Raw genomic sequence first — 24,390 nt, 5'->3', positions numbered from 1 at the left:
CACCAGATCATCAAGAGAAACGTCATGCTGACTGGAAACATCCTTACCCCCGACGGCTGGATTCACGGTTCGCTCGATAGCGAGAACGGCCGCATCACCACGCTCGACGGCGCGCCCGCCGACCCAGCGAAGAACGACGCGCCGTACATCCTGCCCGGCTTCATCGACCTGCACGTGCACGGCGGCGGCGGCGCCGACGTGATGGAAGGCGGCGACGCGATCGAGACGATCGCGCGCACCCACGCGCAGTTCGGCACGACGAGCCTGCTCGCGACGACGATGACCGCGCCGCGCGACGAACTGATGGAAGTCGTCGCGAACCTCGGCACCGTCGCGCGCACCCGTACGCCGGGCGGCGCGCGCGTGCTCGGCGTGCATCTCGAAGGGCCGTACATCAACCCCGGCAAGCTCGGCGCGCAGCCCGACGCGGCCGTGTCGGCCGTGCTCGACGAAGTGCTGAAGTACCTGTCGATCGCGCCGATCCGCGTCGTCACGCTCGCACCGGAAATCGCCGGACACATCGAGATCATCGGCGAGATGGCCGCGCGCGGCGTGCGCGTGCAGCTCGGCCACTCGCTCGCGACCTACGACGACGCCGTCGCCGCGCTCAAGCATGGCGCGTGCGGTTTCACGCACCTGTTCAACGCGATGTCGCCGCTGCATCACCGCAACCCGGGCCTCGTCGGCGCCGCGCTCGCGCATGCCGAGTACGCGGAAATCATCCCCGATCTGCTGCACGTGCACCCGGGCGCGATCCGTGCGGCGCTGCGCGCGATCCCGCGCCTGTACGTCGTGACCGACAGCACGTCCGCCACCGGCATGCCCGACGGCGAATACCGGCTCGGCAGCCAGCACGTGACCAAGTGCCTCGGCGGCGTGCGGCTCGCCGACGGCACGCTCGCCGGCAGCACGCTGACGATGGACCAGGCGCTGCGCAACCTCGTGTCGATCGGCCTGCCGATCGCCGACGTGTCGAACCGGATGTCGCGCTATGCGGCCGACTACCTCGGCATCGCCGATCGCGGCCGCCTCGAGCGCGGCGCATGGGCCGACCTCGCGGTGTTCGATCGCGACCTGAACCTCACCGCGACCTACGTCGAAGGAGAATCGATTGTCGAATATGCTTAAGGAAGCGCGCGAGTCCGCGCAGGTCGTCGCCGCGCAACTCGCCGACACCACGCGCGTCGAAGCGCTCGCCGGCCAATTGCTCGATCACCCGCCGGCCGTCGCGCTGACGGTCGCGCGCGGTAGCTCGGATCATGCCGCCAGTTACTTCGCGAGCCTGACGATGAGCCGCCTCGGCGTGCCCGTCGCGTCGCTGCCGATGTCGGTCGCGACGCTGCAGCAGGCGCCGCTGAAAGTGCGGGACCAGCTCGCGATCGCGTTCTCCCAGTCGGGCAAGAGCCCCGATCTCGTCAACACGATGGCCGCGTTGCGCGACGCCGGTGCGCGTACCGTCGCCGCCGTGAACGTGCTGCCGTCGCCGCTCGCCGATGCGTGCGAGCACCCGTTGCCGCTGCTGGCCGGCCCCGAACTGTCGGTCGCCGCGACCAAGAGCTACATCGCGATGCTGTCGGCGTCCGCACAGATCGTCGCGTACTGGCAGCGCGACGCCGCGCTGATGACCGCACTGCGCGGCCTGCCGGACGTGCTCGCGCAAGCCGGCCAGCTGGACTGGTCGCCGGCCGTCGCCGCGCTCGCGGGGATCGAACGGATGATCGTGATCGGCCGCGGCCTCGGCCTGGCGATCGCGCAGGAAGCCGCGCTGAAGCTGAAGGAAACCTCGGGCATCCAGGCCGAGGCGTTCTCGAGCGCCGAAGTCCGTCATGGCCCGATGGAGCTGATCGACCGCGACTATCCGCTGCTCGTGTTCGCACCGCCGGGGCCCGAGCAGGCCGGGCTGCTGCAGCTCGCGCAGGACATGCGCGCACGCGGTGCGGCCGTGTTGCTCGCGGCGCCCGCCGGCACGCCCGGCGCGACCTTGCCGCTCGCGCAGTCCGCCCATTCGGCGCTCGACCCGATCGCCGCCATTCTTTCGTTCTACGTAATGGCGGCGGATCTCGCCGTCGCGCGCGGCCGCAATCCCGACACGCCGCGCCATCTGAACAAAGTCACCGAAACGCACTGATAGCCGAGACAGCCGATGAGACGCGCCGAGGAGTCCCAGTTGAAGAGTTCCACCCATGATCAGGTCGTTCTGCTTGCCCCGCTGACGGGGCCGATCGTTGCGCTGGCCGACGTGCCCGATCCGGTGTTCTCCGGCGGGATGTTCGGCGACGGCATCGGTATCGATCCGCTCGCAGGCAAGCTCGTCGCGCCGTGCGCCGGCATCGTGTCGCATCTCGCGCGCACCGGCCACGCCGTGACGATCACGACGCCGCAAGGCGCGGAAGTGCTGCTGCACATCGGCATCGATACGGTCGAGCTGAACGGGCAGGGCTTCACGGCGCACGTCGAAGCCGGCGCGCGTGTCGAAGCGGGCGACCTGCTGATCGAGTTCGACCAGGACGCGGTCGCGCGCAGCGCGCATTCGCTGGTGTCGGTGGTCGCGATCGCGAACTCCGACGCGTTCGACGTCGTCGAGCGCGCGAGCGGCTTCGCGACGGCTGGCAAGACGCCGCTGCTCGCGCTGCGCGGCAAGGGCGAAGCCGCCGCGCAGGCGGCGCAGGCCGGTGCGGCCGCGATGAACGAAGTGCGTCGCGAGATCGTGCTGACGCAGCCGGGCGGCCTGCATGCACGGCCGGCCGCACGGGCGCGCGAAGCCGCGCGCGGGCTCGACGCGCACGTCGAAGTGCATTTCGACGGCCGCAAGGCGTCGATCGAAAGCGTGGTCGGCCTGCTCGGTCTCGGCGCCGGCGAACGTGCGACCGTCGAGCTGGTCGGTCGCGGCGCGCACGCGCAACAGGCGGTCGATGCGATCGCGAACGAACTGCTGCGCGAAGCGCACGGCGAGGCCGAGGAGAAGCCGGCCCGGCTGCGCTCGCCCGCGCCGCAGGCTATCGTGCGCAACACCGGCGCGCCCCTCGATCCGAACACGCTCGCGGGCGTATGCGCGGCGCCCGGCATCGCGGTCGGCACGCTGGTGCGTCTCGACGATGCCGACATCGTGCCGCCCGAACAGGCGGCCGGCACGCCTGCCGCCGAAAGCCGCCACCTCGACCAGGCGCTGAAGGCGGTCGACGCCGAGCTCGGCGAAACGGTGCGCAACGCATCCGCGCGCGGCGCGGTCGGCGAGGCGGGGATCTTCGCGGTGCATCGCGTATTGCTCGAAGATCCGACACTCGTCGATGCGGCGCGCGACCAGATCAGCCTCGGCAAGAGCGCGGGCTTCGCGTGGCGCGCGACCATCCGCGCGCAGATCGACACGCTGTCGAAGCTCGACGACACGCTGCTCGCCGAGCGCGCGGCGGATCTGCGCGACATCGAAAAGCGCGTGCTGCGCGCACTCGGCCACACGAGCGGCGCGACACGCACGCTGCCTGACGAGGCCGTGCTGGCCGCCGAGGAATTCACGCCGTCCGACCTGTCGTCGCTCGATCGCCAGCGCGTGACCGCGCTCGTGATGGCACGCGGCGGCGCGACGTCGCATGCGGCGATCATCGCGCGTCAGCTCGGCATCCCGGCGCTCGTCGCGGTCGGCGACGCGCTGTACGCGATTCCGGACGGCACGCAGGTCGTCGTCGATGCGAGCGCGGGCCGCCTCGAACACGCGCCGACCGCACTCGACGTCGAGCGTGCCCGGCACGAGCGCCAGCGTCTGGACGGTGTACGCGAAGCGAACCGGCAGATGGCCGGCGCGGCCGCGGCGACCATCGACGGCCGCGCGATCGAGATCGCCGCGAACATCGCGACGCTCGACGACGCGAACACCGCGGTCGACAACGGCGCGGACGCGGTCGGCCTCCTGCGCACCGAGCTGATGTTCATCCATCGCCAGGCGGCGCCCACCGTCGTCGAACACCAGCAGAGCTACCAGTCGATCGTCGACGCGCTTCAGGGCCGCACCGCGATCATCCGCACGCTCGACGTCGGCGCCGACAAGGAAGTCGATTACCTGACACTGCCGCCCGAACCGAACCCGGCGCTCGGCCTGCGCGGCATCCGCCTCGCACAGGTGCGACCGGATCTGCTCGACGATCAGCTGCAGGGCCTGCTCGCGGTGAAGCCGTTCGGCGCGGTGCGCATCCTGCTGCCGATGGTGACGGACGCGGGCGAACTCGTGCGGATCAGGAAGCGCATCGACGAATTCGCGCAGGCGCAGGGCCGCACCGAGCCGATCGAGGTCGGCGTGATGATCGAGGTGCCGTCGGCGGCGCTGCTGGCCGACCAGCTCGCGCAGCACGCGGATTTCCTGTCGATCGGCACCAACGACCTCACGCAGTACACGCTCGCGATGGACCGCTGCCAGGCCGATCTCGCCGCGCAGTCCGACGGCCTGCATCCGGCCGTGCTGCGCCTGATCGACATCGCGGTGCGCGGCGCGCAAAAGCACGGCAAGTGGGTCGGCGTGTGCGGCGCGCTGGGCGGCGATCCGCTCGCGGTGCCGATTCTCGTCGGCCTCGGCGTGACCGAACTGTCGGTCGATCCGGTATCGGTGCCGGGCATCAAGGCGCGCGTGCGCCGTCTCGATTACCAGCTGTGCCGCCAGCGTGCGCAGGATCTGCTCGCACTCGACTCGGCACAGGCGGTAAGGGCAGCAAGCCGCGAAGTCTGGCCGCTCGACTGAACGTCGACGGCGGGCGCGCGACCCGTTTCACTACGCAAGCAATTAGGTCAACGACGATTAACGACGAGACATGGATTGGAGGACTGAATGAACGGGAATCCGTTTCTGAAAATACAGGGCCTGGGCCGGGCCCTGATGCTGCCGATCGCGGTGTTGCCGGTTGCCGGCATCCTGCTGCGACTCGGGCAGCCGGATGTGTTCAACATCAAGATGATCGCCGACGCCGGCGGCGCGATCTTCGACAACCTGCCGCTCCTGTTCGCGATCGGCGTGGCGGTCGGTTTCGCGAAGGACAATAACGGCGTGGCGGCACTCGCGGGCGCGATCGGCTACCTGATCGAAACCGCGATCATGAAGGACATCGATCCCAAGCTGAACATGGGCGTGTTGTCCGGGATCATTGCGGGCGTGGTCGCGGGCTTGCTGTACAACCGCTACAAGGACATCAAGCTGCCCGACTACCTCGCGTTCTTCGGCGGCAAGCGGTTCGTGCCGATCATCACGGGGCTGGTGTGCGTGATACTGGGCATCGTGTTCGGATACGTGTGGCAGCCGATCCAGCATGCGATCGACGCGGCCGGCCAGTGGCTGACGACGGCGGGCGCGATCGGTGCGTTCGTGTTCGGCTTCCTGAACCGCCTGCTGCTCGTCACGGGCCTGCACCACATCATCAACTCGCTCGCCTGGTTCGTGTTCGGCAATTTCACGCCGCCCGGCGGCGGCGAGATCGTGCACGGCGACCTGCACCGCTTCTTCGCGGGCGATCCGACCGCGGGCACCTTCATGGCGGGCTTCTTCCCGATCATGATGTTCGGCCTGCCGGCCGCGTGTCTCGCGATGCTGCACGAAGCGCCGAAGGAGCGCCGCGCGATGGTCGGCGGCCTGCTGTTCTCGATGGCGCTCACGTCGTTCCTGACCGGCGTGACCGAGCCGATCGAATTCAGCTTCATGTTCCTCGCGCCGGTGCTGTACGTGATCCACGCGGTGCTCACGGGGCTGTCGCTCGCGATCTGCCAGATCCTCGACGTGAAGCTCGGCTTCACGTTCTCGGCCGGCGCGATCGACTACGTGCTGAACTACGGATTGTCGACGAAGGGCTGGATCGCGATTCCGCTCGGCATCGCGTATGGCATCGCGTACTACGGGCTGTTCCGCTTCTTCATCCGCAAGTTCAACATGGCCACGCCAGGCCGCGAGCCGGCGTCGGCCGATGCGGCGACCGAGTCGTATGCGACGGGCGGTTTCGTCGCGCCGGCGGCCGGTGCCGCCGCGGCAGCGCCGCGCGCGCAGCGCTACATCGCCGCGCTCGGCGGGGCGGGCAACCTGACGGTCGTCGACGCATGCACGACGCGTCTGCGGCTGACCGTCGTCGATCCGGAGAAGGTGTCGGAGCCGCAACTGAAGTCGATCGGCGCGCGTGGCGTGCTCAAGCGCGGCGGCAACAGCGTGCAGGTGATCATCGGGCCCGAAGCCGACATCATTGCCGACGAAATGCGCTCGGCCATCGGCAGCGGCGCGACCGGTGCCGCGGCGACCGCCACGGCCGCCGCCGCGCAGCCGGTCACGGGCGCGGCGGCCGGCCCGCTCGATCCCGATCCGGTGCGCTGGCTCGCCGTGTTCGGCGGTGCGACCAACGTCGCGTCGCTCGACGCGATCGCGACCACGCGCCTGCGCGTCGTCGTGCGCGATGCGTCGGCGGTCGATCGCGACCGCCTTGGGGCGCTCGACGTCGCATGGGTGTCGACGGATACGTTCCACATCGTGTGCGGCAACGCGGCCGCGCGCTATGCCGAACAGCTCGGCGCGCGTCTGCCGTCGACGGGCGGCGGCGCGGCCGCGCAACCGGCCTGATGCGAACCACGACGATGACGCCGGCCTGACCCGCGCCGCGGAATCGGGCTGGTCGGCAAAACGAAACGGCTTGCGAATTGCATCGCAAGCCGTTTTTCTTTGGTGCGGTGCCCGGACGAAAAAAACCTCGCGCGAAGCGAGGTTCGTTCCGGCGGGCGGCGGCGGAGCGGAGCGAACCGCCCCGCACATCGATCAGTCGCGCCGGGCGCGCACCGGCGCTTCCGGCGACTTCTGCCGCGCTTCGAGCCACATCGCGTTGACGATGCCGAACGACAGCGCGACGCCGATACCGAGAATCCAGCTGAAATACCACATGATCCGACTCCTTGCGAAACGGGAGGGCGGGGCGCTTGCGCGCCCCGGCCGGGTTCAATACATCGAGTGTGTGTTCTCTTCGAGCGTCTGGCGCGTGACCTTGCCGCGCATCACGCGGTAGACCCAGCTCGTGTAGATCAGGATGATCGGCAGGAACACGATCACCGCGAACAGCATCACCTGCAGCGTCTTCTGGCTCGACGTCGAATCCCACACGGTCAGGCTGCTGCGCGGATCGAGCGACGACGGCATGATGAACGGGAACATCGAGAAGCCCGCGGTCAGGATCACGCCGGCGATCATCAGGCCGGTGCAGAAGAACGCCGTCTTTTCCTGCTTCGAGCCGGCAAGCAGCAGCGCGAGCAGGCCGCCGGCGATCCCGACCACCGGCGCCGCGATCATCCACGGATATTCGCCGTAGTTCGCGAGCCACAGCCCCGAGCCGGCGGCGACGTCCTTCAGCAGCGGGTTCGCAACCGTATCGTTCGGCGCCGCGTGCGTGATGTGGAAGCCGCCGATCGCCGATGCGACCAGCACGCCGGCCAGCACGAACAGCACGACCGCGAGGAGCGCCGACACGCGCAGCGCGATCGACGCGCGGCGGGCGATCACGCCGTCGGTCTTCATCTTGATGAACGCGGCGCCGTGCGCGACGAGCATCGTGAGGCTGACGAGCCCGCAGAGCAGCGCGAACGGGTTCAGCAGCGCCCAGAAGCTGCCGTAATAGGTCACGCGCAGGTCGCTGTCGAACTGGAACGGCACGCCTTGCAGCAGGTTGCCGAACGCGACGCCGAACACCAGCGCCGGCACGAAGCCGCCGACGAACAGGCCCCAATCCCAGCCGGCACGCCAGCGCGGATCGGGGCGCTTGCTGCGGTAGTCGAAGCCGACCGGCCGGAAGAACAGCGCGAACAGCACGAGCAGCATCGCGAAGTAGAAGCCGGAGAACGACGCGGCGTAGACGAGCGGCCACGCGGCGAACATCGCGCCGCCGGCCGTGATCAGCCACACCTGGTTGCCTTCCCACGTCGCGCCGACGGTGTTGACGATGATGCGGCGTTCGTCGTCGGTCTTGCCGAGGAACGGCAGCAGCGCGGTGGCGCCCATGTCGAAGCCGTCGGTGACGGCGAAGCCGATCAGCAGCACGCCCACGAGCACCCACCAGATCAGCTTGAGAGTTGCATAGTCCATAGCGATTCCTTGTTCCGTTGCAGGGGCGTGCTCAAACCGCGGCGCGCTCGCCGGCGGCGAGTTCGTGGTGATAGCGGCCGGTGTGCAGCGACGACGGGCCGAGGCGCGCGTACTTGAACATCAGCTTGATCTCGATGACGAACAGCGCGGTGTAGAACAGGATGAAGCCGGCGAGGCTCAGGTACAGGTCGCTCGGCTGCAGGCTCGACGCGGACAGGTGCGTCGGCAGCACGCCCGCGATCGTCCACGGCTGGCGGCCGAGCTCGGCGACGATCCAGCCGAATTCGATCGCGATCCACGGCAGCGGGATCGCCCACACCGCGTAGCGCAGGAACCAGCGGCGGTTGTCCTGCAGCAGTTCGCGGCGCGCGCAGAACCAGAACGCGGCAACGAACGTCGCGACGAACAGGAAGCCGAGCGCCACCATGATCCGGAACGAGAAGAACACGGGCGCGACCGGCGGGATCGTCTTCTTCGCGGCGGCCTTGATCTGCTCGGGCGTCGCATCCGTCACGTTCGGCGTGAACTGCTTGAGCATCAGCCCGTAGCCGAGATACTGCTTGTGCTGGTCGAACAGCGCGCGGGTCGCGTCGCTCGTGTCGCCCTGCTTGATCTTCTGCAGCGCGCCGTACGCGACCATCCCGCTCTGGATGTGTTCCTCGCTGAGCTTTGCCAGCTCGCGCAGGCCGATCACCGGTTCGTCGATCGAGCGCGTCGCGATCAGGCCGAGCGCGTACGGGATCTTGATCGCGTAGTCGGTGCGCTGTGCCTCCTGGTTCGGGATGCCGATCAGCGTGAACGACGCGGGCGCCGATTGCGTTTCCCATTCGGATTCGATCGCGGCGAGCTTCATCTTCTGCACTTCGCCGGTCGTATAGCCCGATTCGTCGCCGAGCACGATCACGCAGAGCGTCGCCGCGAGCCCGAAGCCGGCAGCGACCGCGAACGAGCGCAGCGCGAAGTCGACGTCGCGCTTCTTCAGCAGGTACCACGACGACACGCCGAGCACGAACATCGCCGCCGACACGTAGCCGGCCGACACGGTGTGCACGAACTTCACCTGCGCGACCGGGTTGAACAGCACGTCGAACAGGCTCGTCATTTCCATGCGCATCGTCTGGTAGTTGAACTCCGCGCCGACCGGGTTGTTCATCCAGCCGTTCGCGACCAGGATCCACAGCGCGGACAGGTTCGAGCCCAGCGCGACGAGGAACGTGACGATCAGGTGCTTGACCTTCGACAGGCGGTTCCAGCCGAAGAAGAACAGGCCGACGAACGTCGATTCGAGGAAGAACGCCATCAGGCCTTCGACCGCGAGCGGCACGCCGAAGATGTCGCCGACATAGTGCGAGTAGTACGACCAGTTCGTGCCGAACTGGAATTCGAGCGTGATGCCGGTCGTCACGCCCATCGCGAAGTTGATCCCGAACAGCTTGCCCCAGAACTGGGTCATGTCCTTGTAGACCTGTTTGCCGGTCATCACGTAGACGGCTTCCATGATGACGAGCAGCCAGGACAGGCCGAGCGTCAGCGGCACGAACAGGAAGTGGTAGAGCGCCGTGATGCCGAACTGCAGACGCGACAGATCGACGACTTCGCTACTTATCATGGTGGTCTCCCTCGGTAGAGGCGGGTGCCGGCACCGAAAGCAGTCTCTCGGCGACGACGGCAGGTGGCAGCGACATGTGCTCGGCCTGCGGATGATTGAAGAACGCGTATTTGAGCGACATCAGGAGGATCATCTTGACGATCAGCACCAGCGTGATGTCGCGCACGAGCGTGGGCCCGCGGGCCCACGCGGCGATGCGGGCGCGCCAGCCGATCGCACCGGCGGCCGGCGGGGGAGGCGGCGCAGGCTCTTTATTGATCGAGATCAAGGCGATAATCCTGAATCGATTTACGTCGGTTTTGGGGCGACTTTACGTCGGATTTATGGCGGCGGTGGAGCTGTTATTAATCCTTTTGCGCCGACATGCCGATTTTAAAATGCCGGCTTTCCGATGCCGAGTGCTGCGCTGCGGCAGACCGTCGCTAATTGCGGGTAAAAACTTGAGTTAGATCAAGGTTATGCGGAAGGGGGCGCAAGCCGCCCAATACCCGATCAATAAGGTCGATTAATAAGCGCGGCGGCCGGCGGACAAACAGGCGAAAAAAAACCGCTGCCGGTGGGGCAGCGGTTTTGGGTGAAGCGCTCTGAATCGCCGGGCTTTACGCGTATTCGGCGAGTGCGGTGCGCATCTTTTTCATTGCGCTCGCTTCGATCTGGCGGATGCGTTCCGCGGATACGCCGAATTCGGCGGCGAGATCGTGCAGCGTCGAGCCGCCCGAGCCGTCGTCGTCGACGTTCAGCCAGCGTGCCTCGATGATCCTGCGGCTGCGCGCGTCGAGCGCGTCGAGCGCCTGCGAGATGCCGTCCGTCTGCAGCATGTCGCGCTGACGCGCGGCCAGCACGGCGGTCGGCTCGTTGTGCGAATCGGCCAGATAGGCGATCGGCGCGTACGACTCCTCGCCGTCCTCGACTTGCCCTTCGAGCGCGATGTCGCCGCCCGACAGGCGCGTTTCCATCTCGGTCACGTCTTCGCGCTTGACGTTGAGCTCCTGCGCGAGGCCGTCGATTTCCTCGGGCGTCATCGCCTGCATGCTCTTCTTGTGGCTGCGCAGGTTGAAGAACAGCTTGCGCTGCGCCTTCGTCGTCGCGACCTTCACCATCCGCCAGTTGCGCAGGATGTACTCGTGGATCTCGGCCTTGATCCAGTGGATCGCGTACGACACCAGGCGCACGTTTTGCGCCGGGTCGAAGCGCTTCACGGCCTTCATCAGGCCGATGTTGCCTTCCTGGATCAGGTCGCCGTGCGGCAGCCCGTAGCCGAGATAGTTACGGGCGATCGACACGACGAGCCGCAGGTGCGACAGCACCAGGCGGCGTGCCGAGTCGAGGTTGTTGTTGTCGCGGAATTCGGTTGCGTACTGGCGTTCTTCCTCGGCGGTCAGCAGCGGGATGCGGTTGACGGCCTGGATATACGCGTCGATGTTGCCAAGCTGGCCCGACAACATCGATTGAGTTGCGAGCGCCAGCGAGCCTGCCGATTCGGCCTTGGCCGGCGTCGGGCTCAGGGTATTCGGAAGGGTCAAAGCGTGGCTCACTAAAAAACTCCTTTGGAATCAGGGACAAACCCCTAGTCTCGGATGAGACTCCGGGGCCAATCTTAGCACTCCCGCAATCCGAGTGCTAATTCCTTAGAGCGCACGTGGGCATCGGAGTTCCCGGTTTTTCTATCGGGTTAGTCGAATCGATAGTCTAAAGTGCGACCCGGATGAAGCGGCGAAGTTCCGTAAGCCGTTGTTTTCGATGGGAATCAGTAGACGATTTCGATTTTTGTAGTTTTAGAAGCAAACCATTTCGCTTCGTGATGCCGATCCGGAAAGTCCTTTACCATACCATTCAGTTCGCTCGAGTCCGGCCGCTGCGGCAGGCTCCATTCAACCCAAAAAGTTGGAGTGTCAGATGAACAATAAAAAGAATCGCCGGCCCCGCAGCCGGCTTGCGCTGCATGCGATGCTCGCTGCGTCATTGCTTGGCGGATCGACGGCAGCATTCGCGGATCGGTGGGGGATCCAGGCGGGCGGCGGGTTTTCCGACCGTCACGGGATCGACAAGGGCGATCTCGGCGTGGTCTGGGATCCGGGCTGGAACTGGTGGGAAATCGGCGGCTGGCATTTCGCGTTCGCGGTCGAGGGGCACGTGGGCTACTGGCACACGGGCGGCAACGTCCACAGCAGCATCGGCGAATTCGGCGTGACGCCGATGTTCCGTTTCATCAAGAGCGCAGGGGACATTCGGCCGTACATCGAGGCCGGCGGCGGCATCCGGCTGCTGACGCATCCGACGATCTCGAACAATTTCTCGGTGTCGACCGCGTTCCAGTTCGCGCCGACTGCAGGGGTGGGCGTGCAGTTCGGCCAACGGCAACAGTATCAGGTCGGCTACCGTTTCGAACATGTGTCTAACGCGGGTATCAAAGAGCCGAATCCTGGTATAAATTTCCACCAGTTCTACGTGCAGTACAACTTCTGATCCGTACTACGCCCGCATGGCGGGCGCGTTGCCGAGGAGTCAGGCGATGGCGAAGGTGGTCGATGCGATCCGCGCGCTCGAGCGCGATCGGTTCCGGGCGATGGTGGACGGGGACGGCGAAGCGCTCGCTGCGCAATTGTCGGACAAGGTGTTCTTCGTGCACACCAACGGCAAGCGCGAAACCAAGCAGCAGTTCATCGACGCCATCGTCGCCGGCCGCCGCCGCTATCGCCAGATCGAAATCCAGTCGCAGGATCTGCTGCCGGTCGGCGACGCAACCTGCGTCGTCACGGGGCGCGCGTTGATCGAGATGGAAACGAACAACGGCGGGCTCGTGTTTCCGATCGCCTACACCGCCGTCCACACCCACGAGCAGGGTCACTGGCGCCTGCTGGCGTGGCAGGCGACGCGGTGTGCGACCGAGACGTGAGCGCAGGTAGCGCCCGTTTTCATGTCCCGACCGAAGCGGCCTTCTGGGCCGCTTTTTGCTGGCCCGTGCGGCGCGGATCGCGCGGCGCACGGGCGGTCACACACCGCTCGCTGACGTTCAAACCTTGATGCGAAGCCCGGCAGTCAGGCTGCCGCGCGGCGGTCGGCGCATTGCCACGCCGAGCGGTTGATCGCGCTCGCGACCGCGTCGAGCGCGGCGCTTGCCGCATCGGCATGCAGCCCGACGCCATGCCGCAGCGGTGCGTCACCGACCCGGCAGCCGACCGATACCGCGATCCGTCCGTCCGTCGCGCGTGCATGCTCGCACGACGCGACGTCGATCGTCACGCCGGCCGCCGCTGCGAACGCCGCGGCCGCGCGCTGCGCGGCGTCCTCGGCCGTCGCGTCGGCCGGCGGCGCGCCCGCGATCTCGTGGTTCTGCCAGCGTGCGCCGTTGCCGTGGCGCGCGGCCGGGCCATCCGTCTCGAAGAATTCGCGTGCGAACAGCGCGCAGATCGCGTCGCCCGTTACTTCCTCGCCGGATGCGTCGGCGAGCGTCTGCACCGCGGCGCTGAACTCGATCTGCACGCGGCGCGTGGGCGTGAAGCCCATCCCGCGTTCGAGCAGGAACGTCGCACCGCCCTTGCCGGACTGGCTGTTGACGCGAATCACCGCGTCGTAGCTGCGGCCGAGGTCGGCCGGGTCGATCGGCAGATACGGGACTTCCCACACCGCGTCGGGGCGCTGCTGCGCGAAGCCCTTGCGGATCGCGTCCTGATGCGAGCCCGAGAACGCGGTGAACACGAGGTCGCCCGCATACGGGTGGCGCGGATGCACGGGAATCTGGTTGCAGCGCTCGACCACGCGGCGCACCGCGTCGATGTCGGAGAAGTCGAGGCCCGGGTCGATGCCCTGTGTGTAGAGGTTCAGCGCGAGCGTGACGAGGTCCACGTTGCCGGTGCGCTCGCCGTTGCCGAACAGGCAGCCTTCGATGCGGTCGGCGCCCGCGAGCAGCGCGAGTTCGGCGGCCGCGACCGCGGTGCCGCGATCGTTGTGCGGATGCACGGACAGCACGATGCTGTCGCGATACGCGAGGTTGCGGTCCATCCACTCGATCTGGTCGGCGAACACGTTCGGGCTCGCCGCTTCGACGGTCGCCGGCAGGTTCACGATCATCTTGTGATCGCGGGTCGGGCGCCACGTCTGCGCGACCGCATCGCACACTTCGCGCGCGAACGTCAGCTCGGTCATGCTGAAGGTTTCCGGCGAATACTGATAGGTCCATTGCGTGTCCGGACGTGCGGCCGCGTATTCCTTGATGATCCGCGTGCCCTCGACCGCGAGCGCCTTCACGTCGGCCTTCGACATCCCGAACACGATGCGGCGGAACGACGGGCAGATCGCGTTGTAGAGGTGCACGATCGCGCGCGGCGCGCCTTCGAGCGCGTCGAACGTACGGGCGATCAAGTCTTCGCGCGACTGCACGAGCACTTCGATCGTCACGTCGTCGGGGATGCGCTTTTCGTCGATCAGCTTGCGGACGAAATCGAAGTCGGTTTGCGACGCCGACGGAAAACCGACTTCGATCTCCTTGAAACCGATCGCGACCAGCATGTCGAAGAATTCCAGCTTCTGTTCGATGCTCATCGGCTCGATCAGCGACTGGTTGCCGTCGCGCAGGTCGGTGCTCATCCAGACCGGCGCGCGTTCGATGGTGCGGGTCGGCCAGCGGCGGCCATGGATGCGGACGGGCTCGAACGGGCGGTACTTGTCTTGCGGGTTGCGTTTCATCTTCTGGACCTCGGGTCTCAAGTCGCGAGCGAAGACGGGCGGCATGGGCGACGGTTGGCGCTGCCTCGCACCGTGGCGCCGGATAGCGCTACGGATACGGATGATCTTCGCGAATCGACCGACGGATAGACGGACGAATGCTGACGACTTCGGGTTGTAAAAACTGCGAGAAGGGTGCTGCGAGGAACTGCTGGGAGGGACCGTGCGAACAGCACACGGCGCTACGACAGCCTTAGGCTAGTCGTAGCGATAGCGGCCGCGCTAGGCGGCCGGAGGTAATTCGGAGGGTGTTCGGAAAGGAACGCATGTCGGCAACTCTATGCCAGGATGCGGGCGCGTGTCAAATGGTCGGCGGAAATATCGGCGCGAACCGGTGCGACCCACGCGGCGGTCAGGGCGCGATCCGGGCGATCCGCACGATCGTTTCGACCTGTCGCGCGAGCGTGTCGGGCACCGGGATTTCGCCGCGCAGCACGGCATCCGTCCATGCGGCCGTCGTCGCCGCGTCGCGCGATTCGGGCAGCGCGACGGGCTCGGCGTCCGTCGACGAGCGCTCGGCCTCGATCAGCGTGTCGCATACGCCGTCGTGCAGCCAGTCGACCTGCACCTGGCGCCGCGTGTCGGCCACCGCCTCGCCTTCGGTGCCGCGCGCGAGCAGCGCGCCGCCGAGCGCGGCGTCGGGATGGTCGCGGAACAGTTGCGCGAGGCTGTCGCGGTACGGCGGATGCGTGTAGTTGACGAGCCGCAGGCCCGTCGGCGCGAACGGCTGCAGGATCTTGACGAGCGTATGCGTGGAGTTGCGCACGCCGAGTACGCCGCGCAGCGCCAGCAGGCGCGCGAGGCGCGGCGCCAGTGCGTCGATTGGCGCGAACGCGACGCGGCGCTCGGCGAGCGTGTCCTCGATCGCATCGTGCGACGTCGACGACGCGATCGACAGCGCGGAGAAGATCTCCGCGCTCGTCACGCGGCCCGGATCGCGCGCCACGCCGTGCACGAGCACCGGCACGCCTTCGCGTGCGAGCAGCAGTGCGAGCAGCGGCACCAGGTTCGGCTGCTTGCGCGCGCCGTTGTAGCTCGGGATCGACACCGGGCGGAACGCCGCATCCTGCACGCGAACCGGCTCGAACGACGCCTGTGCGGCGGCGAGCATGGCGGCTAGCTCGTCGGCGGTTTCGCCCTTCAGGCGATAGGCGATCAGGATCGCGCCGAGTTCGACGTCCGACACGCGCGCATCGAGCATTGCGCGATAGAGCTCGAACGTGTCGTCGGCGGACAGCGCGCGCGCGCCGTGCGGGCCGCGGCCGATTTCCTTGATGAAGCGGGCGCAAGGGAACGGCGAGGCTGCGGAGTCTTGGGGAGCGGTCATCGGAACGTGGGGCGGGCGGCCGGCATCGGGCCGCGCGGTGAGCGGTAAGGAATGCCCCGAGTATCGCACGGGCGCGGCTCGCCCAAGCGCACGGCTGTGCGCGCCGACGCGGCGTGGCGCGCTAAACTCTGGTTCCCGGCGGTGCCGCGCGCCGGCGGTGCCGCGCGCGTGCCGCGCATACCGGTGCGGGCCGAAGACGACCAACAGAGACATCCCATGAAGCTCTACAGCTATTTCCGCAGTTCCGCGTCGTACCGCGTGCGGATCGCCCTGAACCTGAAGCAGCTGCCGTACGAAACCGTCCCGGTGCACATGCTGCGCGACGGCGGCGAGCAACTGAAGGACGCATACCGCGCGGTGAATCCGGATGCGGTCGTGCCGTCGCTGGTCGACGGCGACGCCACGCTGCAGCAATCGCTCGCGATCATCGAATATCTCGAGGAAACGCATCCCGAACCCGCGCTGCTGCCGACGCAGCCGCTCGACCGCGCGTATGTGCGGGCGATTGCGCTGCAGGTCGCATGCGAGATCCATCCGCTGAACAACCTGCGCGTGCTGAAATACCTGAAGCACACGCTGAAGGTGCCCGAGGAAGCGAAGAACGCATGGTACCGGCACTGGATCGAGGCCGGTTTCGCATCGCTCGAGACGCGCCTCGCGAACGATCCGCGCACCGGCAAGCTGTGCTTCGGCGACACGCCGACGCTCGCCGATATCTGCGTCGTGCCGCAGGTGTTCAACGCGAACCGGTTCTCGATCGACACGACGCGCTTCCCGACGATCCGGCGGATCGCCGACTACGCATCGACGCTCGACGCGTTCAAGGCCGCCGAGCCCGGCGCGCAGCCAGACGCCGAATGACGTGGCGGCCGCCGGCGGGCGGCCGCGCATGAAAAAGGGCGCCCGAAGGCGCCCTGTGCGGTGCGGGCCGGCGGCGTTCAGCCGAGCAGCGCGTCCGCGAATTCCGCTGCGCTGAACGGCTGCAGGTCTTCCACCTTCTCGCCGACGCCGATGAAGTAGACGGGCACCGGACGCTGCCGCGCGATCGCGGCGAGAATCCCGCCCTTCGCGGTGCCGTCCAGTTTCGTGACGATCAGGCCGGTGAGGCCGAGCGCGTCGTCGAATGCCTTCACCTGCGTGAGCGCGTTCTGGCCCGTGTTCGCGTCGATCACGAGCAGCACCTCGTGCGGCGCGCCGTCGTGCGCCTTCGAGATCACGCGCTTCACCTTCTTCAGTTCCTCCATCAGGTGGAGCTGCGTCGGCAGGCGGCCGGCCGTGTCGGCCATCATCACGTCGATCTTGCGCGCGCGCGCGGCGCTGACCGCGTCGAAGATCACCGCGGCCGGGTCGCCGCTTTCCTGCTGCACGACCGTCACGTTGTTGCGTTCGCCCCAGACCGCCAGCTGTTCGCGCGCGGCCGCGCGGAACGTGTCGCCCGCGGCCAGCAGCACCGACTGGTCGAAGCTCTGCAGATGCTTCGCGAGCTTGCCGATGCTGGTCGTCTTGCCCGCACCGTTCACGCCGGCGATCATCATCACGAGCGGCTGCGCGCGGCCGAGCATCAGCGATTTCTCGAGCGGCGTCAGCAGTTCGACGAGCAGGTCGTGCAGCGCGCTCTTCACCTGCTGCGGGTCGGTCAGCCGGCCCACGCGCACCTTTTCGCGCAGCGCGCCGAGCAGGTACTCGGTCGCGTCGACACCGGCGTCGGACATCAGCAGCGCGGTTTCGAGCTCTTCGTACAGATCCTCGTCGATCTTCGTGTTGACGAACACGCCGGTGATGCTCGAGCCTGTTTTTGCGAGCCCCGTTTTCAGGCGGGCGAGCCACGATTTCTTCGCGCTCGCATCCTGCGTGGGCGGCGGCACGATCTCGACCGTTTCGACGACCTCGTCGCTGCCGTCGTTGGCCGGCGTGACCGTCATGACGACGGCCGGCGCGGCCGGCTGCACGGGGGCTAGCGGGGCCTCGGGCGCGGGCGCTTCAGGCGCTTCGGACGTTTCGTCCGGTTGCGGCGCGTCGGCCGATTGCGATTCCGCGGAGTCGGACTCCTGCGTTTTCTTGAATCGTTTGAAGAAGCTGAACATGGTCTGGCGTCGGGAAGAGGGCGGGCGCCGCCATGGCGGAGCGCCGGAGGGGCCGTCCTGCGTGCGCACGGCGGCCGAAACCGTGCATTTTATCAGTGCGGCGGGGCGCTCGCGTCAGTGCGCGCCGCCGCTGTGGTAACGTGCGCCTGTTTGGCGGTGCGCCCTCGTGCGCACCCGGTCCCTCCGTTGTCGATATTCTGTATGTCCCGTTCCTCTTCCGGCCGCGCTGCGGCCCCCTCTGGCCGCGGCAAGCCGCACACGATCCGCATCATCGGCGGCGACTGGAAGCGCACGCCGCTCGCCGTGCTCGAGCTCGACGGCCTGCGGCCGACGCCCGATCGCGTGCGCGAGACGCTGTTCAACTGGCTCGGCCAGGATCTCGAAGGCCGGCGCTGTCTCGACCTGTTCGCGGGCACCGGTGCGCTCGGCTTCGAAGCTGCGTCGCGCGGCGCGTCGAGCGTCGTGATGGTCGAGCGTCACCCGCGCGCCGCGCAGCAGCTGCGCGCGATCAAGGACAAGCTTGGCGCACGCTCGGTCGAGGTCGCGGAAGCCGACGCGCTGAGGCTCGCGGCCGGGCTGACGCCGGGCGCGTTCGACGTCGTGTTCCTCGATCCGCCGTTCGGCGAGCAGGCCGTGCTCGATCGCGCGATCGCGCTGTCGGCATCGCTCGTCGCACCGGGCGGCGCGCTGTACGTCGAGACGGGCGCGGAGCTCGACACGGCCGCGCACGAAGCGCTCGCGGGCTGGCAGGTGGTGAAGCACGGCAAGGCCGGTGCGGTTCACTATCATTTGCTGCGGCGCGAAAATGATGAATAATGCGCGTTCCATACGAGGCGGCGCGCCGCAAAGGCGACGCATGCCCATCTCGGCGGCGGTGTGCGGATTGCACGGCTGCCAACCCGTTTGCGTGATGACAGGAGGAGCGACATGGTAGTCGCCGTGTATCCCGGTACGTTCGATCCGCTGACGCGCGGGCACGAAGACCTCGTGCGGCGTGCGTCGAGCATTTTTGATACGCTGGTAGTCGGCGTTGCGGACAGCCGCGCGAAGAAGCCGTTCTTTTCGCTGGAAGAACGTCTGACGATTGCGAACGAGGTGCTCGGTCATTATCCGAACGTGAAGGTGATGAGCTTCACCGGCCTCCTGAAGGACTTCGTCCGCGTCAACAACGCACGCGTGATCGTGCGCGGCCTGCGCGCCGTGTCCGATTTCGAATATGAGTTCCAGATGGCGGGGATGAACCGCTATCTGCTGCCCGACGTCGAGACGATGTTCATGACGCCGTCCGATCAGTACCAGTTCATCTCGGGGACGATCGTGCGAGAAATCGCGCAGTTGGGCGGCGATGTCAGCAAGTTTGTGTTTCCGTCCGTCGAGAAGTGGCTGACCGAGAAAGTCGCTGCGATGGGAGGCCCGGCCGCGTGACGCGGCGCCGGCCGGTTTCGTTGCGAAGCCGGCCGCCGGCCTGAAGAAGTGAGATCAGTATGTCTTTGATGATTACCGACGAGTGCATCAATTGCGACGTGTGCGAGCCCGAGTGCCCGAACGGCGCGATTTCGATGGGCCCGGATATCTACGTGATCGACCCGAACAAGTGCACCGAGTGCGTCGGCCATTTCGACGAACCGCAGTGCCAGCAGGTGTGTCCGGTCGAGTGCATCCCGCGCGATCCGCAGCATGACGAATCGCACGCGCAATTGATGGAGAAGTACCACGCGTTGATCGCTGCGAAGGGCGACGACGCGCAGTGACCCTGCACGCGCGTCGCCATGGCCGCGCGCGTCGCGGTCATGGCGTCACGATTTCCGGCCGGCGCCTTTCGGCGCCGGTTTCGTTTCAGCCCAGCAGCTCGCGTAGTGCCGCGACGAGCGCGTCGCACTCGGCATCGGTGCCGACGGTGATGCGCAGATACTGGTCGATTCGCGGCGCGCGGAAGTGCCGCACGAAAATCTCCCGATCCTTCAGCTTTGCCGTGATCTCGCCCGCATCGTGCGCGGGATGGCGCGCGAACACGAAATTCGCGGCCGACGGGACGACGTCGAAACCGAGCCCGTCGAGCGCGTGCGTGAGCCGCTCGCGGCTGTCGATCACACGCCGGCAGGTCGCACCGAAATAGTCGGTGTCTTCGTATGCGGCCTGGGCGGCAACCTGCGCGAGCCGGTCGAGCGGATACGAGTTGAAGCTGTCCTTCACGCGATTCAGCGCGTCGATCAACCCCGCATCGCCGAACGCGAAACCGACGCGCATGCCCGCGAGCGAGCGCGCCTTCGACGTCGTGTGCACGACCAGCAGGTTCGGATACCGGTCGATCAGCGTGATGGCCGACTGCGCGCCGAAATCGACGTACGCTTCGTCGATCACCACGACCGACGACGGGTTCGCGGCCGCGATCCGTTCGATGTCCGCGAGCAGCAGCGCGCGCCCGGTCGGCGCATTCGGATTCGGAAACAGCACGCCGCCTGCGTCGTCCAGATAGTCTTCGACCCGGATCGAGAAGTCGTCCGCGAGCGGCACGACGGTGGTCGCTATGCCGTACAGGCGTGCATAGGTCGGATAGAAACTGTACGAGATGTCCGGGAAGCGCAGCGGCCGGTCGTGCTTGAGCAGCGCCTGGAACGCATGCGCGAGCACTTCGTCGGAGCCGTTGCCGACGAAGATCTGCTCGGGCTTGATGCGGTGATGGGCCGCAACCGTCTCGCGCAGCGCGCGCGCGAGCGGATCGGGATAGCGGCGCAGCGTGTCGCCGGTTTCGCCGAGTTCGCGTGAAATCGCCGCGACGACGCGCGGTGAAGGCGGATAGGGATTCTCGTTGGTGTTCAGCTTGACGGGGTGCGCGAGCGCGGGCTGTTCGCCCGGCACGTAAGGCACGAGTTGCTGAACGACGTCGCTCCAGTAACGGCTCACCGCTTGGCTCCTGACGGGCAAAACGACGAGATTACCGCATGTGGACGTTGCGGTGCGCAATGGCGCGGGAAGAGGCGGCCGCCCGGCGCAGCCGGACGGCACGCATGCACCATGCCGGTGCGATGCGCGTTCAGTTGCGATGCAGTTGCATCGTCGCGCGGTCGAGTTCGCCTTTCACCACCATCGGCATCACGGCGAGCGCGCGTTCGATCGACGCATCGATCACGTCCTGCTCCTCGCGGCGCGGCGGCTTCAGCACGAAGTTCGCGACGTCGGGCTTCGCGCCGGCGCGCGCGCCTTCCGGAATCAGGTCGCGCGGATGGCCGATGCCGATCCGCAGCCGCCAGTACTGCTGCGACGACAGGTGCGCGGAAATGTCCTTGAGGCCGTTGTGGCCGCCGCTGCCGCCGCCGAGTTTCAGCTTCACGGTACCGGGCGGCAGATCGAGTTCGTCGTGGGCGACGAGGATCTGGTCGGGCAGGATCTTGAAGAAACTCGCGAGCGCGACGACCGACTGGCCGGAGCGGTTCATGTAGGTTTGCGGCTCGAGCAGGTGGACTTCCTCGCCGTGCAGGCGCGCTTTCGCGTAGAAGCCGTGGAAGCGGCGCTCGTCGCGCAGCGTCGTGCCTGCCTCGCGGGCGAGCTGGTCGATCAGCCAGAAGCCGGCGTTGTGGCGCGTCGCGGTGTATTCCGCCCCGGGATTGCCGAGGCCGACGATCAGTTTGATCATGACGTTTCGTGGGCGGCAGGAGCCGCCTGGGCGCAGAAAAAGAAAAACCCGCCGGGCAAGCCGCGGCGGGTTGCGTCGACCGTTTCGTGAAACGGATCGAACGGGCGCATAGGCGACCGCTTAGGCAGCCGGCGTTTCGCCTTCTGCTGCGTCCGACACGGCACCAGCCGGGACCGTCGCCGATGCGACAACCGGGTTTTCCGCGTCGACGTGCGCGACCAGCGCGACGCCCTTCGGCAGCGTGATGTCCTTCGCGTGCAGCGACTGACCTGCTTCGATCTTCGACAGATCGACTTCGAGGAATTCCGGCAGAGCCGTCGGCAGGCACTCGATTTCGATTTCCGTCGCGACGTGCGAGACGATTGCGCTCGACAGCTTCACTGCCGGGCTGACTTCAGCGTTCAGGAAGTGCAGCGGCACCTTCGTGTGCAGCTTCTTCTTCGCATCGACGCGCTGGAAGTCAACGTGCAGCACCAGTTGCTTGAACGGGTGGTATTGCACGTCGCGCAGCAGAACCTGTTGCGACTGACCAGCCACTTCGAGGTCGAGGATCGACGAGTGGAAGGCTTCCTTCTTCAGTGCGTGCCACAGCGCGTTGTGATCGAGTTCGATCTTTTGCGGGGCAGCTTCGCCACCGTAGACGATACCCGTGGTCTTGCCAGCGTTGCGCAGGCGGCGGCTCGCACCCGTACCTTGCTCTTGGCGCTCGAAAGCGACGACTTTCATGTGATTCTCCAATAGCTGCCCGCGACCAGGCAGTAAAACGGGGCCGGCGAAATGGCGGCCCCCGATGAAGCGGACGGGGTTTCGTCTATCCCGTCCGATTGTGCAAAAAGCGAAGCGTCGCCGCTTCGCTTTCCGCGCATTACTTTGTCGTGTCGTGACGCGATCAGGATTCCGCGAACAGCGACATCACCGAATCGCCGCGGCGAATCCGGGAGAACGTTTCGGCCAGCAGGCTCGCGCTCGTCAGCGAACGGATCTTCGAGCAGGCCAGCGATTCGGCCGACAGCGGGATCGTATCGGTGACGACCAGCTCGTCGAGTGCCGATGCGGCGATACGATCGGCGGCGCCGCCCGACAGCACCGGGTGCGTCGCGTAGGCAAACACCTGCTTCGCGCCGCGATCCTTCAGCACTTGAGCAGCCTTGCAGAGCGTGCCTGCCGTATCGACCATGTCGTCCATGATCACGCAGGTACGGCCTTCGACTTCACCGATGATGTTCATCACTTCGGCGATGTTCGCCTTCGGACGACGCTTGTCGATGATCGCGAGGTCGCAGTTGAGCTGCTTCGCGAGTGCACGGGCACGCACCACGCCGCCGACGTCCGGGGACACGACGAGCAGATCCGAGTAGTTCTGCTTGCGCAGGTCACCCAGCAGGATCGGCGTTGCGTAGATGTTGTCGACCGGAATGTCGAAGAAGCCTTGAATCTGGTCGGCGTGCAGATCCATCGTGATGATCCGCTCGACGCCGGCGATTTCCAGCATGTTCGCGATGACCTTCGCCGAGATCGCGACACGCGCCGAGCGCGGGCGACGGTCCTGGCGGGCATAGCCGAAGTAGGGGATGGCAGCAGTGATCCGGCCGGCGGATGCGCGCTTGAGCGCATCGACCATGATCATCAGTTCCATCAGGTTGTCATTCGTCGGCGCGCACGTGGATTGCAGGACGAAGACGTCCTTGCCGCGCACGTTTTCCTGGATCTCGACCTGGATCTCGCCGTCGGAGAACCGGCTGACCATTGCTTTGCCGAGGGGAATTCCAAGGATATTGACGACTTCCTGGGCAAGCGCGGGATTCGCGTTGCCAGTAAAGACCATCAAGCCATCATGGCTGTGGCTGCTCATCGTGCACCTGCTTCAGGCTTAGGCGGGAAATGCGGGAAAATTTTTGGCAGGGGAGGAAGGACTCGAACCCTCGCATGCCGGAATCAAAATCCGGTGCCTTGACCAACTTGGCGACTCCCCTACACTTAACTGACAACTTTACCGGACTTGTAGGCCATCCGATAAAGCAAAACTTCATGACGCGAAAGCGAAGAGCGGATGCTCGTTCAAGCTCTCGGCAACTGCACCGTTCCAGCCGGTGGGCAGCTTGGCTTTCGCCGCTTCTGCCTCATGCTTGCTGCGAAACGCTGCAAACACACTTGCTCCGGAGCCTGTCATCCTCACGGGGGTCACATTATACAACCATTTGACCACCTGTGCAACTTCCGCGTACTTACTTGCTACAACTTGCTGCATATCGTTCCGGCCGAAACTGTCTGGCCATCCCGCATCGCTGTTTTGCTGTGCAAGAAAGTCAGCAATTGTGACTGGCTTCGTATCCCTTGTCAACAACTCATCTGAAAAAATTTCAGCGGTGGGGACATGAACTCGCGGCGTCACAACCAGGAACCAGCGAGTCGGCAATTGTACCTCAGCTAATTCTTCCCCGATACCCTCTGCGAACGCGTTTTTTCCAAAAACAAAAAACGGGACGTCAGCACCGAGTTTCACCGCGAGCGATTGCAGCGCCGTGCGCGGCAGGTCGAGCTGCCACAGGCGGTTCAGCGCGAGCAGCGTCGTCGCCGCGTCGGAGCTGCCGCCGCCGAGGCCCGCACCCATCGGCAGGCACTTGTCGATTTCGATGTCGACGCCGGCCGCGGTGCCCGTGTGGGCCTTCAGCAGGTTCGCGGCGCGCACGACGAGGTCGCTTTCCTCGGGCACGCCCGGCACGTCCGTGACGCGTGCGACGCGACCGTCGTCGCGCAGCGTGAAGTGCAGCGTATCGCCCCAGTTCAGCAGCTGGAACACGCTCTGCAGATCGTGATAGCCGTTCGGACGACGGCCGGTGATGTGCAGGAACAGGTTGAGTTTCGCGGGCGCGAGGCAATTGCGCAGCGAGCGGGTCGAATCGGTCATGCGTATGTCGGGGCTAGGTT

At 66.4% G+C, this 24,390-nt stretch carries 23 protein-coding genes and 1 tRNA gene; 10 read left to right on the top strand and 14 right to left on the bottom strand.

Annotated elements, in window-relative coordinates; genetic code table 11:
- Positions 1-24 precede the first annotated feature (24 nt).
- The 4 genes from nagA (at position 25) to nagE (ending at position 6,577) form a co-directional block, all read left to right on the top strand.
- On the top strand, positions 25-1,128 hold the full coding sequence (nagA, locus tag BME24068_RS26000; protein WP_096507384.1) for an N-acetylglucosamine-6-phosphate deacetylase: 1,104 nt from the start codon (positions 25-27) through the stop codon (positions 1,126-1,128).
- Complete coding sequence (locus BME24068_RS25995) at positions 1,121-2,128, top strand: SIS domain-containing protein (RefSeq protein ID WP_096507383.1); 1,008 nt, start codon at positions 1,121-1,123, stop codon at positions 2,126-2,128. Before nagA ends, BME24068_RS25995 begins: the two co-directional genes overlap by 8 nt.
- A gap of 15 nt (positions 2,129-2,143) precedes the next feature.
- Entirely contained in the window at positions 2,144-4,726 is a 2,583-nt protein-coding gene (gene ptsP, locus BME24068_RS25990; RefSeq protein ID WP_174927831.1) for a phosphoenolpyruvate--protein phosphotransferase, read from the top strand.
- A gap of 87 nt (positions 4,727-4,813) precedes the next feature.
- Positions 4,814-6,577, top strand: a complete 1,764-nt coding sequence (gene nagE / locus BME24068_RS25985; protein WP_174927830.1) for an N-acetylglucosamine-specific PTS transporter subunit IIBC — start codon at positions 4,814-4,816, stop codon at positions 6,575-6,577.
- A gap of 192 nt (positions 6,578-6,769) precedes the next feature.
- Here the strand turns inward: nagE and cydX are convergent, their stop codons facing one another.
- The 5 genes from cydX to rpoH all read right to left on the bottom strand — a co-directional run bounded on the left by cydX (position 6,770) and on the right by rpoH (position 11,227).
- Positions 6,770-6,892: a cytochrome bd-I oxidase subunit CydX gene (cydX, locus tag BME24068_RS25980; protein ID WP_014895987.1), complete on the bottom strand. Its 123-nt coding sequence runs from the start codon at positions 6,890-6,892 to the stop codon at positions 6,770-6,772.
- Between the two features lie 54 nt (positions 6,893-6,946).
- Positions 6,947-8,083 (bottom strand): cytochrome d ubiquinol oxidase subunit II, encoded by a 1,137-nt coding sequence (cydB, locus tag BME24068_RS25975; RefSeq protein ID WP_096507380.1) that lies wholly within the window; start codon positions 8,081-8,083, stop codon positions 6,947-6,949.
- 31 nt (positions 8,084-8,114) lie between these two features.
- Positions 8,115-9,692, bottom strand: a complete 1,578-nt coding sequence (locus tag BME24068_RS25970; RefSeq protein WP_096507379.1) for a cytochrome ubiquinol oxidase subunit I — start codon at positions 9,690-9,692, stop codon at positions 8,115-8,117.
- Positions 9,682-9,960 carry a cytochrome oxidase putative small subunit CydP gene (cydP, locus tag BME24068_RS25965; protein WP_096507378.1) on the bottom strand — a complete coding sequence of 93 codons (279 nt, stop codon included), beginning with the start codon at positions 9,958-9,960 and terminating at the stop codon, positions 9,682-9,684. The genes BME24068_RS25970 and cydP overlap by 11 nt, the downstream gene beginning before the upstream one ends.
- Positions 9,961-10,291: 331 nt before the next feature.
- The gene (rpoH, locus tag BME24068_RS25960) at positions 10,292-11,227 is read right to left on the bottom strand and encodes an RNA polymerase sigma factor RpoH (protein ID WP_096507376.1); all 936 of its coding nucleotides are present in this window, start codon (positions 11,225-11,227) and stop codon (positions 10,292-10,294) included.
- A gap of 361 nt (positions 11,228-11,588) precedes the next feature.
- Here rpoH and BME24068_RS25955 point away from each other — a divergent pair, with 361 nt between their 5' ends.
- Both BME24068_RS25955 and BME24068_RS25950 read left to right on the top strand, forming a co-directional pair.
- Positions 11,589-12,158, top strand: a complete 570-nt coding sequence (locus BME24068_RS25955; protein ID WP_096507375.1) for an acyloxyacyl hydrolase — start codon at positions 11,589-11,591, stop codon at positions 12,156-12,158.
- Between the two features lie 46 nt (positions 12,159-12,204).
- Positions 12,205-12,588, top strand: coding sequence for a nuclear transport factor 2 family protein (locus BME24068_RS25950; RefSeq protein ID WP_096507374.1), 384 nt, complete (start codon positions 12,205-12,207; stop codon positions 12,586-12,588).
- A 143-nt stretch (positions 12,589-12,731) separates the two neighbouring features.
- On the opposite strand, the gene leuA is transcribed toward BME24068_RS25950, so the two are convergent.
- Together leuA and ybiB are read right to left on the bottom strand one after the other, a co-directional pair.
- Positions 12,732-14,378 (bottom strand): 2-isopropylmalate synthase, encoded by a 1,647-nt coding sequence (gene leuA / locus BME24068_RS25945; protein ID WP_096507373.1) that lies wholly within the window; start codon positions 14,376-14,378, stop codon positions 12,732-12,734.
- Between the two features lie 391 nt (positions 14,379-14,769).
- Positions 14,770-15,744 (bottom strand): DNA-binding protein YbiB, encoded by a 975-nt coding sequence (gene ybiB / locus BME24068_RS25940; RefSeq protein WP_174927829.1) that lies wholly within the window; start codon positions 15,742-15,744, stop codon positions 14,770-14,772.
- Between the two features lie 216 nt (positions 15,745-15,960).
- Here ybiB and maiA point away from each other — a divergent pair, with 216 nt between their 5' ends.
- Positions 15,961-16,605, top strand: a complete 645-nt coding sequence (maiA, locus tag BME24068_RS25935) for a maleylacetoacetate isomerase (RefSeq protein WP_096507371.1) — start codon at positions 15,961-15,963, stop codon at positions 16,603-16,605.
- A 77-nt stretch (positions 16,606-16,682) separates the two neighbouring features.
- Here maiA and ftsY read toward each other — a convergent pair whose 3' ends face one another.
- Positions 16,683-17,828, bottom strand: a complete 1,146-nt coding sequence (gene ftsY, locus BME24068_RS25930; protein WP_174927828.1) for a signal recognition particle-docking protein FtsY — start codon at positions 17,826-17,828, stop codon at positions 16,683-16,685.
- Between the two features lie 201 nt (positions 17,829-18,029).
- Between ftsY and rsmD the strand changes: the two genes are divergently transcribed.
- The 3 genes from rsmD to BME24068_RS25915 all read left to right on the top strand — a co-directional run bounded on the left by rsmD (position 18,030) and on the right by BME24068_RS25915 (position 19,579).
- Positions 18,030-18,644, top strand: a complete 615-nt coding sequence (gene rsmD, locus BME24068_RS25925) for a 16S rRNA (guanine(966)-N(2))-methyltransferase RsmD (RefSeq protein WP_174927827.1) — start codon at positions 18,030-18,032, stop codon at positions 18,642-18,644.
- Between the two features lie 111 nt (positions 18,645-18,755).
- On the top strand, positions 18,756-19,253 hold the full coding sequence (gene coaD / locus BME24068_RS25920) for a pantetheine-phosphate adenylyltransferase (RefSeq protein ID WP_014895999.1): 498 nt from the start codon (positions 18,756-18,758) through the stop codon (positions 19,251-19,253).
- 59 nt (positions 19,254-19,312) lie between these two features.
- Positions 19,313-19,579: a YfhL family 4Fe-4S dicluster ferredoxin gene (locus BME24068_RS25915; protein WP_039321670.1), complete on the top strand. Its 267-nt coding sequence runs from the start codon at positions 19,313-19,315 to the stop codon at positions 19,577-19,579.
- A gap of 85 nt (positions 19,580-19,664) precedes the next feature.
- Here BME24068_RS25915 and hisC read toward each other — a convergent pair whose 3' ends face one another.
- The 6 genes from hisC to ispE all read right to left on the bottom strand — a co-directional run bounded on the left by hisC (position 19,665) and on the right by ispE (position 24,370).
- On the bottom strand, positions 19,665-20,732 hold the full coding sequence (gene hisC / locus BME24068_RS25910) for a histidinol-phosphate transaminase (RefSeq protein ID WP_174927826.1): 1,068 nt from the start codon (positions 20,730-20,732) through the stop codon (positions 19,665-19,667).
- A 130-nt stretch (positions 20,733-20,862) separates the two neighbouring features.
- Positions 20,863-21,462: an aminoacyl-tRNA hydrolase gene (pth, locus tag BME24068_RS25905; RefSeq protein ID WP_096507367.1), complete on the bottom strand. Its 600-nt coding sequence runs from the start codon at positions 21,460-21,462 to the stop codon at positions 20,863-20,865.
- Between the two features lie 120 nt (positions 21,463-21,582).
- Positions 21,583-22,188, bottom strand: a complete 606-nt coding sequence (locus tag BME24068_RS25900) for a 50S ribosomal protein L25/general stress protein Ctc (protein WP_096507366.1) — start codon at positions 22,186-22,188, stop codon at positions 21,583-21,585.
- A 163-nt stretch (positions 22,189-22,351) separates the two neighbouring features.
- Positions 22,352-23,314 carry a ribose-phosphate pyrophosphokinase gene (locus tag BME24068_RS25895; RefSeq protein ID WP_059233164.1) on the bottom strand — a complete coding sequence of 321 codons (963 nt, stop codon included), beginning with the start codon at positions 23,312-23,314 and terminating at the stop codon, positions 22,352-22,354.
- A gap of 44 nt (positions 23,315-23,358) precedes the next feature.
- Positions 23,359-23,435: transfer RNA gene (locus BME24068_RS25890), tRNA-Gln, on the bottom strand.
- Between the two features lie 53 nt (positions 23,436-23,488).
- Entirely contained in the window at positions 23,489-24,370 is an 882-nt protein-coding gene (ispE, locus tag BME24068_RS25885; RefSeq protein WP_174927825.1) for a 4-(cytidine 5'-diphospho)-2-C-methyl-D-erythritol kinase, read from the bottom strand.
- Positions 24,371-24,390: the final 20 nt, after the last annotated feature.

It is taken from the genome of Burkholderia anthina (genome assembly GCF_902498995.1).
Taxonomy (GTDB): Bacteria; Pseudomonadota; Gammaproteobacteria; order Burkholderiales; family Burkholderiaceae; genus Burkholderia; species Burkholderia anthina.
This window is presented reverse-complemented; position numbering and strand designations above follow the sequence as displayed.

What these genes read in the sequence shown, in the direction of transcription:
- ispE (WP_174927825.1), bottom strand. Translation starts at nt 24,370, where the DNA reads ATGACCGATTCGACCCGCTCGCTGCGCAATTGCCTCGCGCCCGCGAAA.
- ybiB (WP_174927829.1), bottom strand. Translation starts at nt 15,744, where the DNA reads ATGACCGCTCCCCAAGACTCCGCAGCCTCGCCGTTCCCTTGCGCCCGC.
- BME24068_RS25955 (WP_096507375.1), top strand. Translation starts at nt 11,589, where the DNA reads ATGAACAATAAAAAGAATCGCCGGCCCCGCAGCCGGCTTGCGCTGCAT.
- BME24068_RS25895 (WP_059233164.1), bottom strand. Translation starts at nt 23,314, where the DNA reads ATGAGCAGCCACAGCCATGATGGCTTGATGGTCTTTACTGGCAACGCG.
- rsmD (WP_174927827.1), top strand. Translation starts at nt 18,030, where the DNA reads ATGTCCCGTTCCTCTTCCGGCCGCGCTGCGGCCCCCTCTGGCCGCGGC.
- maiA (WP_096507371.1), top strand. Translation starts at nt 15,961, where the DNA reads ATGAAGCTCTACAGCTATTTCCGCAGTTCCGCGTCGTACCGCGTGCGG.
- nagE (WP_174927830.1), top strand. Translation starts at nt 4,814, where the DNA reads ATGAACGGGAATCCGTTTCTGAAAATACAGGGCCTGGGCCGGGCCCTG.
- BME24068_RS25970 (WP_096507379.1), bottom strand. Translation starts at nt 9,692, where the DNA reads ATGATAAGTAGCGAAGTCGTCGATCTGTCGCGTCTGCAGTTCGGCATC.
- BME24068_RS25950 (WP_096507374.1), top strand. Translation starts at nt 12,205, where the DNA reads ATGGCGAAGGTGGTCGATGCGATCCGCGCGCTCGAGCGCGATCGGTTC.
- nagA (WP_096507384.1), top strand. Translation starts at nt 25, where the DNA reads ATGCTGACTGGAAACATCCTTACCCCCGACGGCTGGATTCACGGTTCG.
- BME24068_RS25915 (WP_039321670.1), top strand. Translation starts at nt 19,313, where the DNA reads ATGTCTTTGATGATTACCGACGAGTGCATCAATTGCGACGTGTGCGAG.
- cydB (WP_096507380.1), bottom strand. Translation starts at nt 8,083, where the DNA reads ATGGACTATGCAACTCTCAAGCTGATCTGGTGGGTGCTCGTGGGCGTG.
- leuA (WP_096507373.1), bottom strand. Translation starts at nt 14,378, where the DNA reads ATGAAACGCAACCCGCAAGACAAGTACCGCCCGTTCGAGCCCGTCCGC.
- cydX (WP_014895987.1), bottom strand. Translation starts at nt 6,892, where the DNA reads ATGTGGTATTTCAGCTGGATTCTCGGTATCGGCGTCGCGCTGTCGTTC.
- ftsY (WP_174927828.1), bottom strand. Translation starts at nt 17,828, where the DNA reads ATGTTCAGCTTCTTCAAACGATTCAAGAAAACGCAGGAGTCCGACTCC.
- BME24068_RS25995 (WP_096507383.1), top strand. Translation starts at nt 1,121, where the DNA reads ATGCTTAAGGAAGCGCGCGAGTCCGCGCAGGTCGTCGCCGCGCAACTC.
- BME24068_RS25900 (WP_096507366.1), bottom strand. Translation starts at nt 22,188, where the DNA reads ATGAAAGTCGTCGCTTTCGAGCGCCAAGAGCAAGGTACGGGTGCGAGC.
- pth (WP_096507367.1), bottom strand. Translation starts at nt 21,462, where the DNA reads ATGATCAAACTGATCGTCGGCCTCGGCAATCCCGGGGCGGAATACACC.
- coaD (WP_014895999.1), top strand. Translation starts at nt 18,756, where the DNA reads ATGGTAGTCGCCGTGTATCCCGGTACGTTCGATCCGCTGACGCGCGGG.
- ptsP (WP_174927831.1), top strand. Translation starts at nt 2,144, where the DNA reads ATGAGACGCGCCGAGGAGTCCCAGTTGAAGAGTTCCACCCATGATCAG.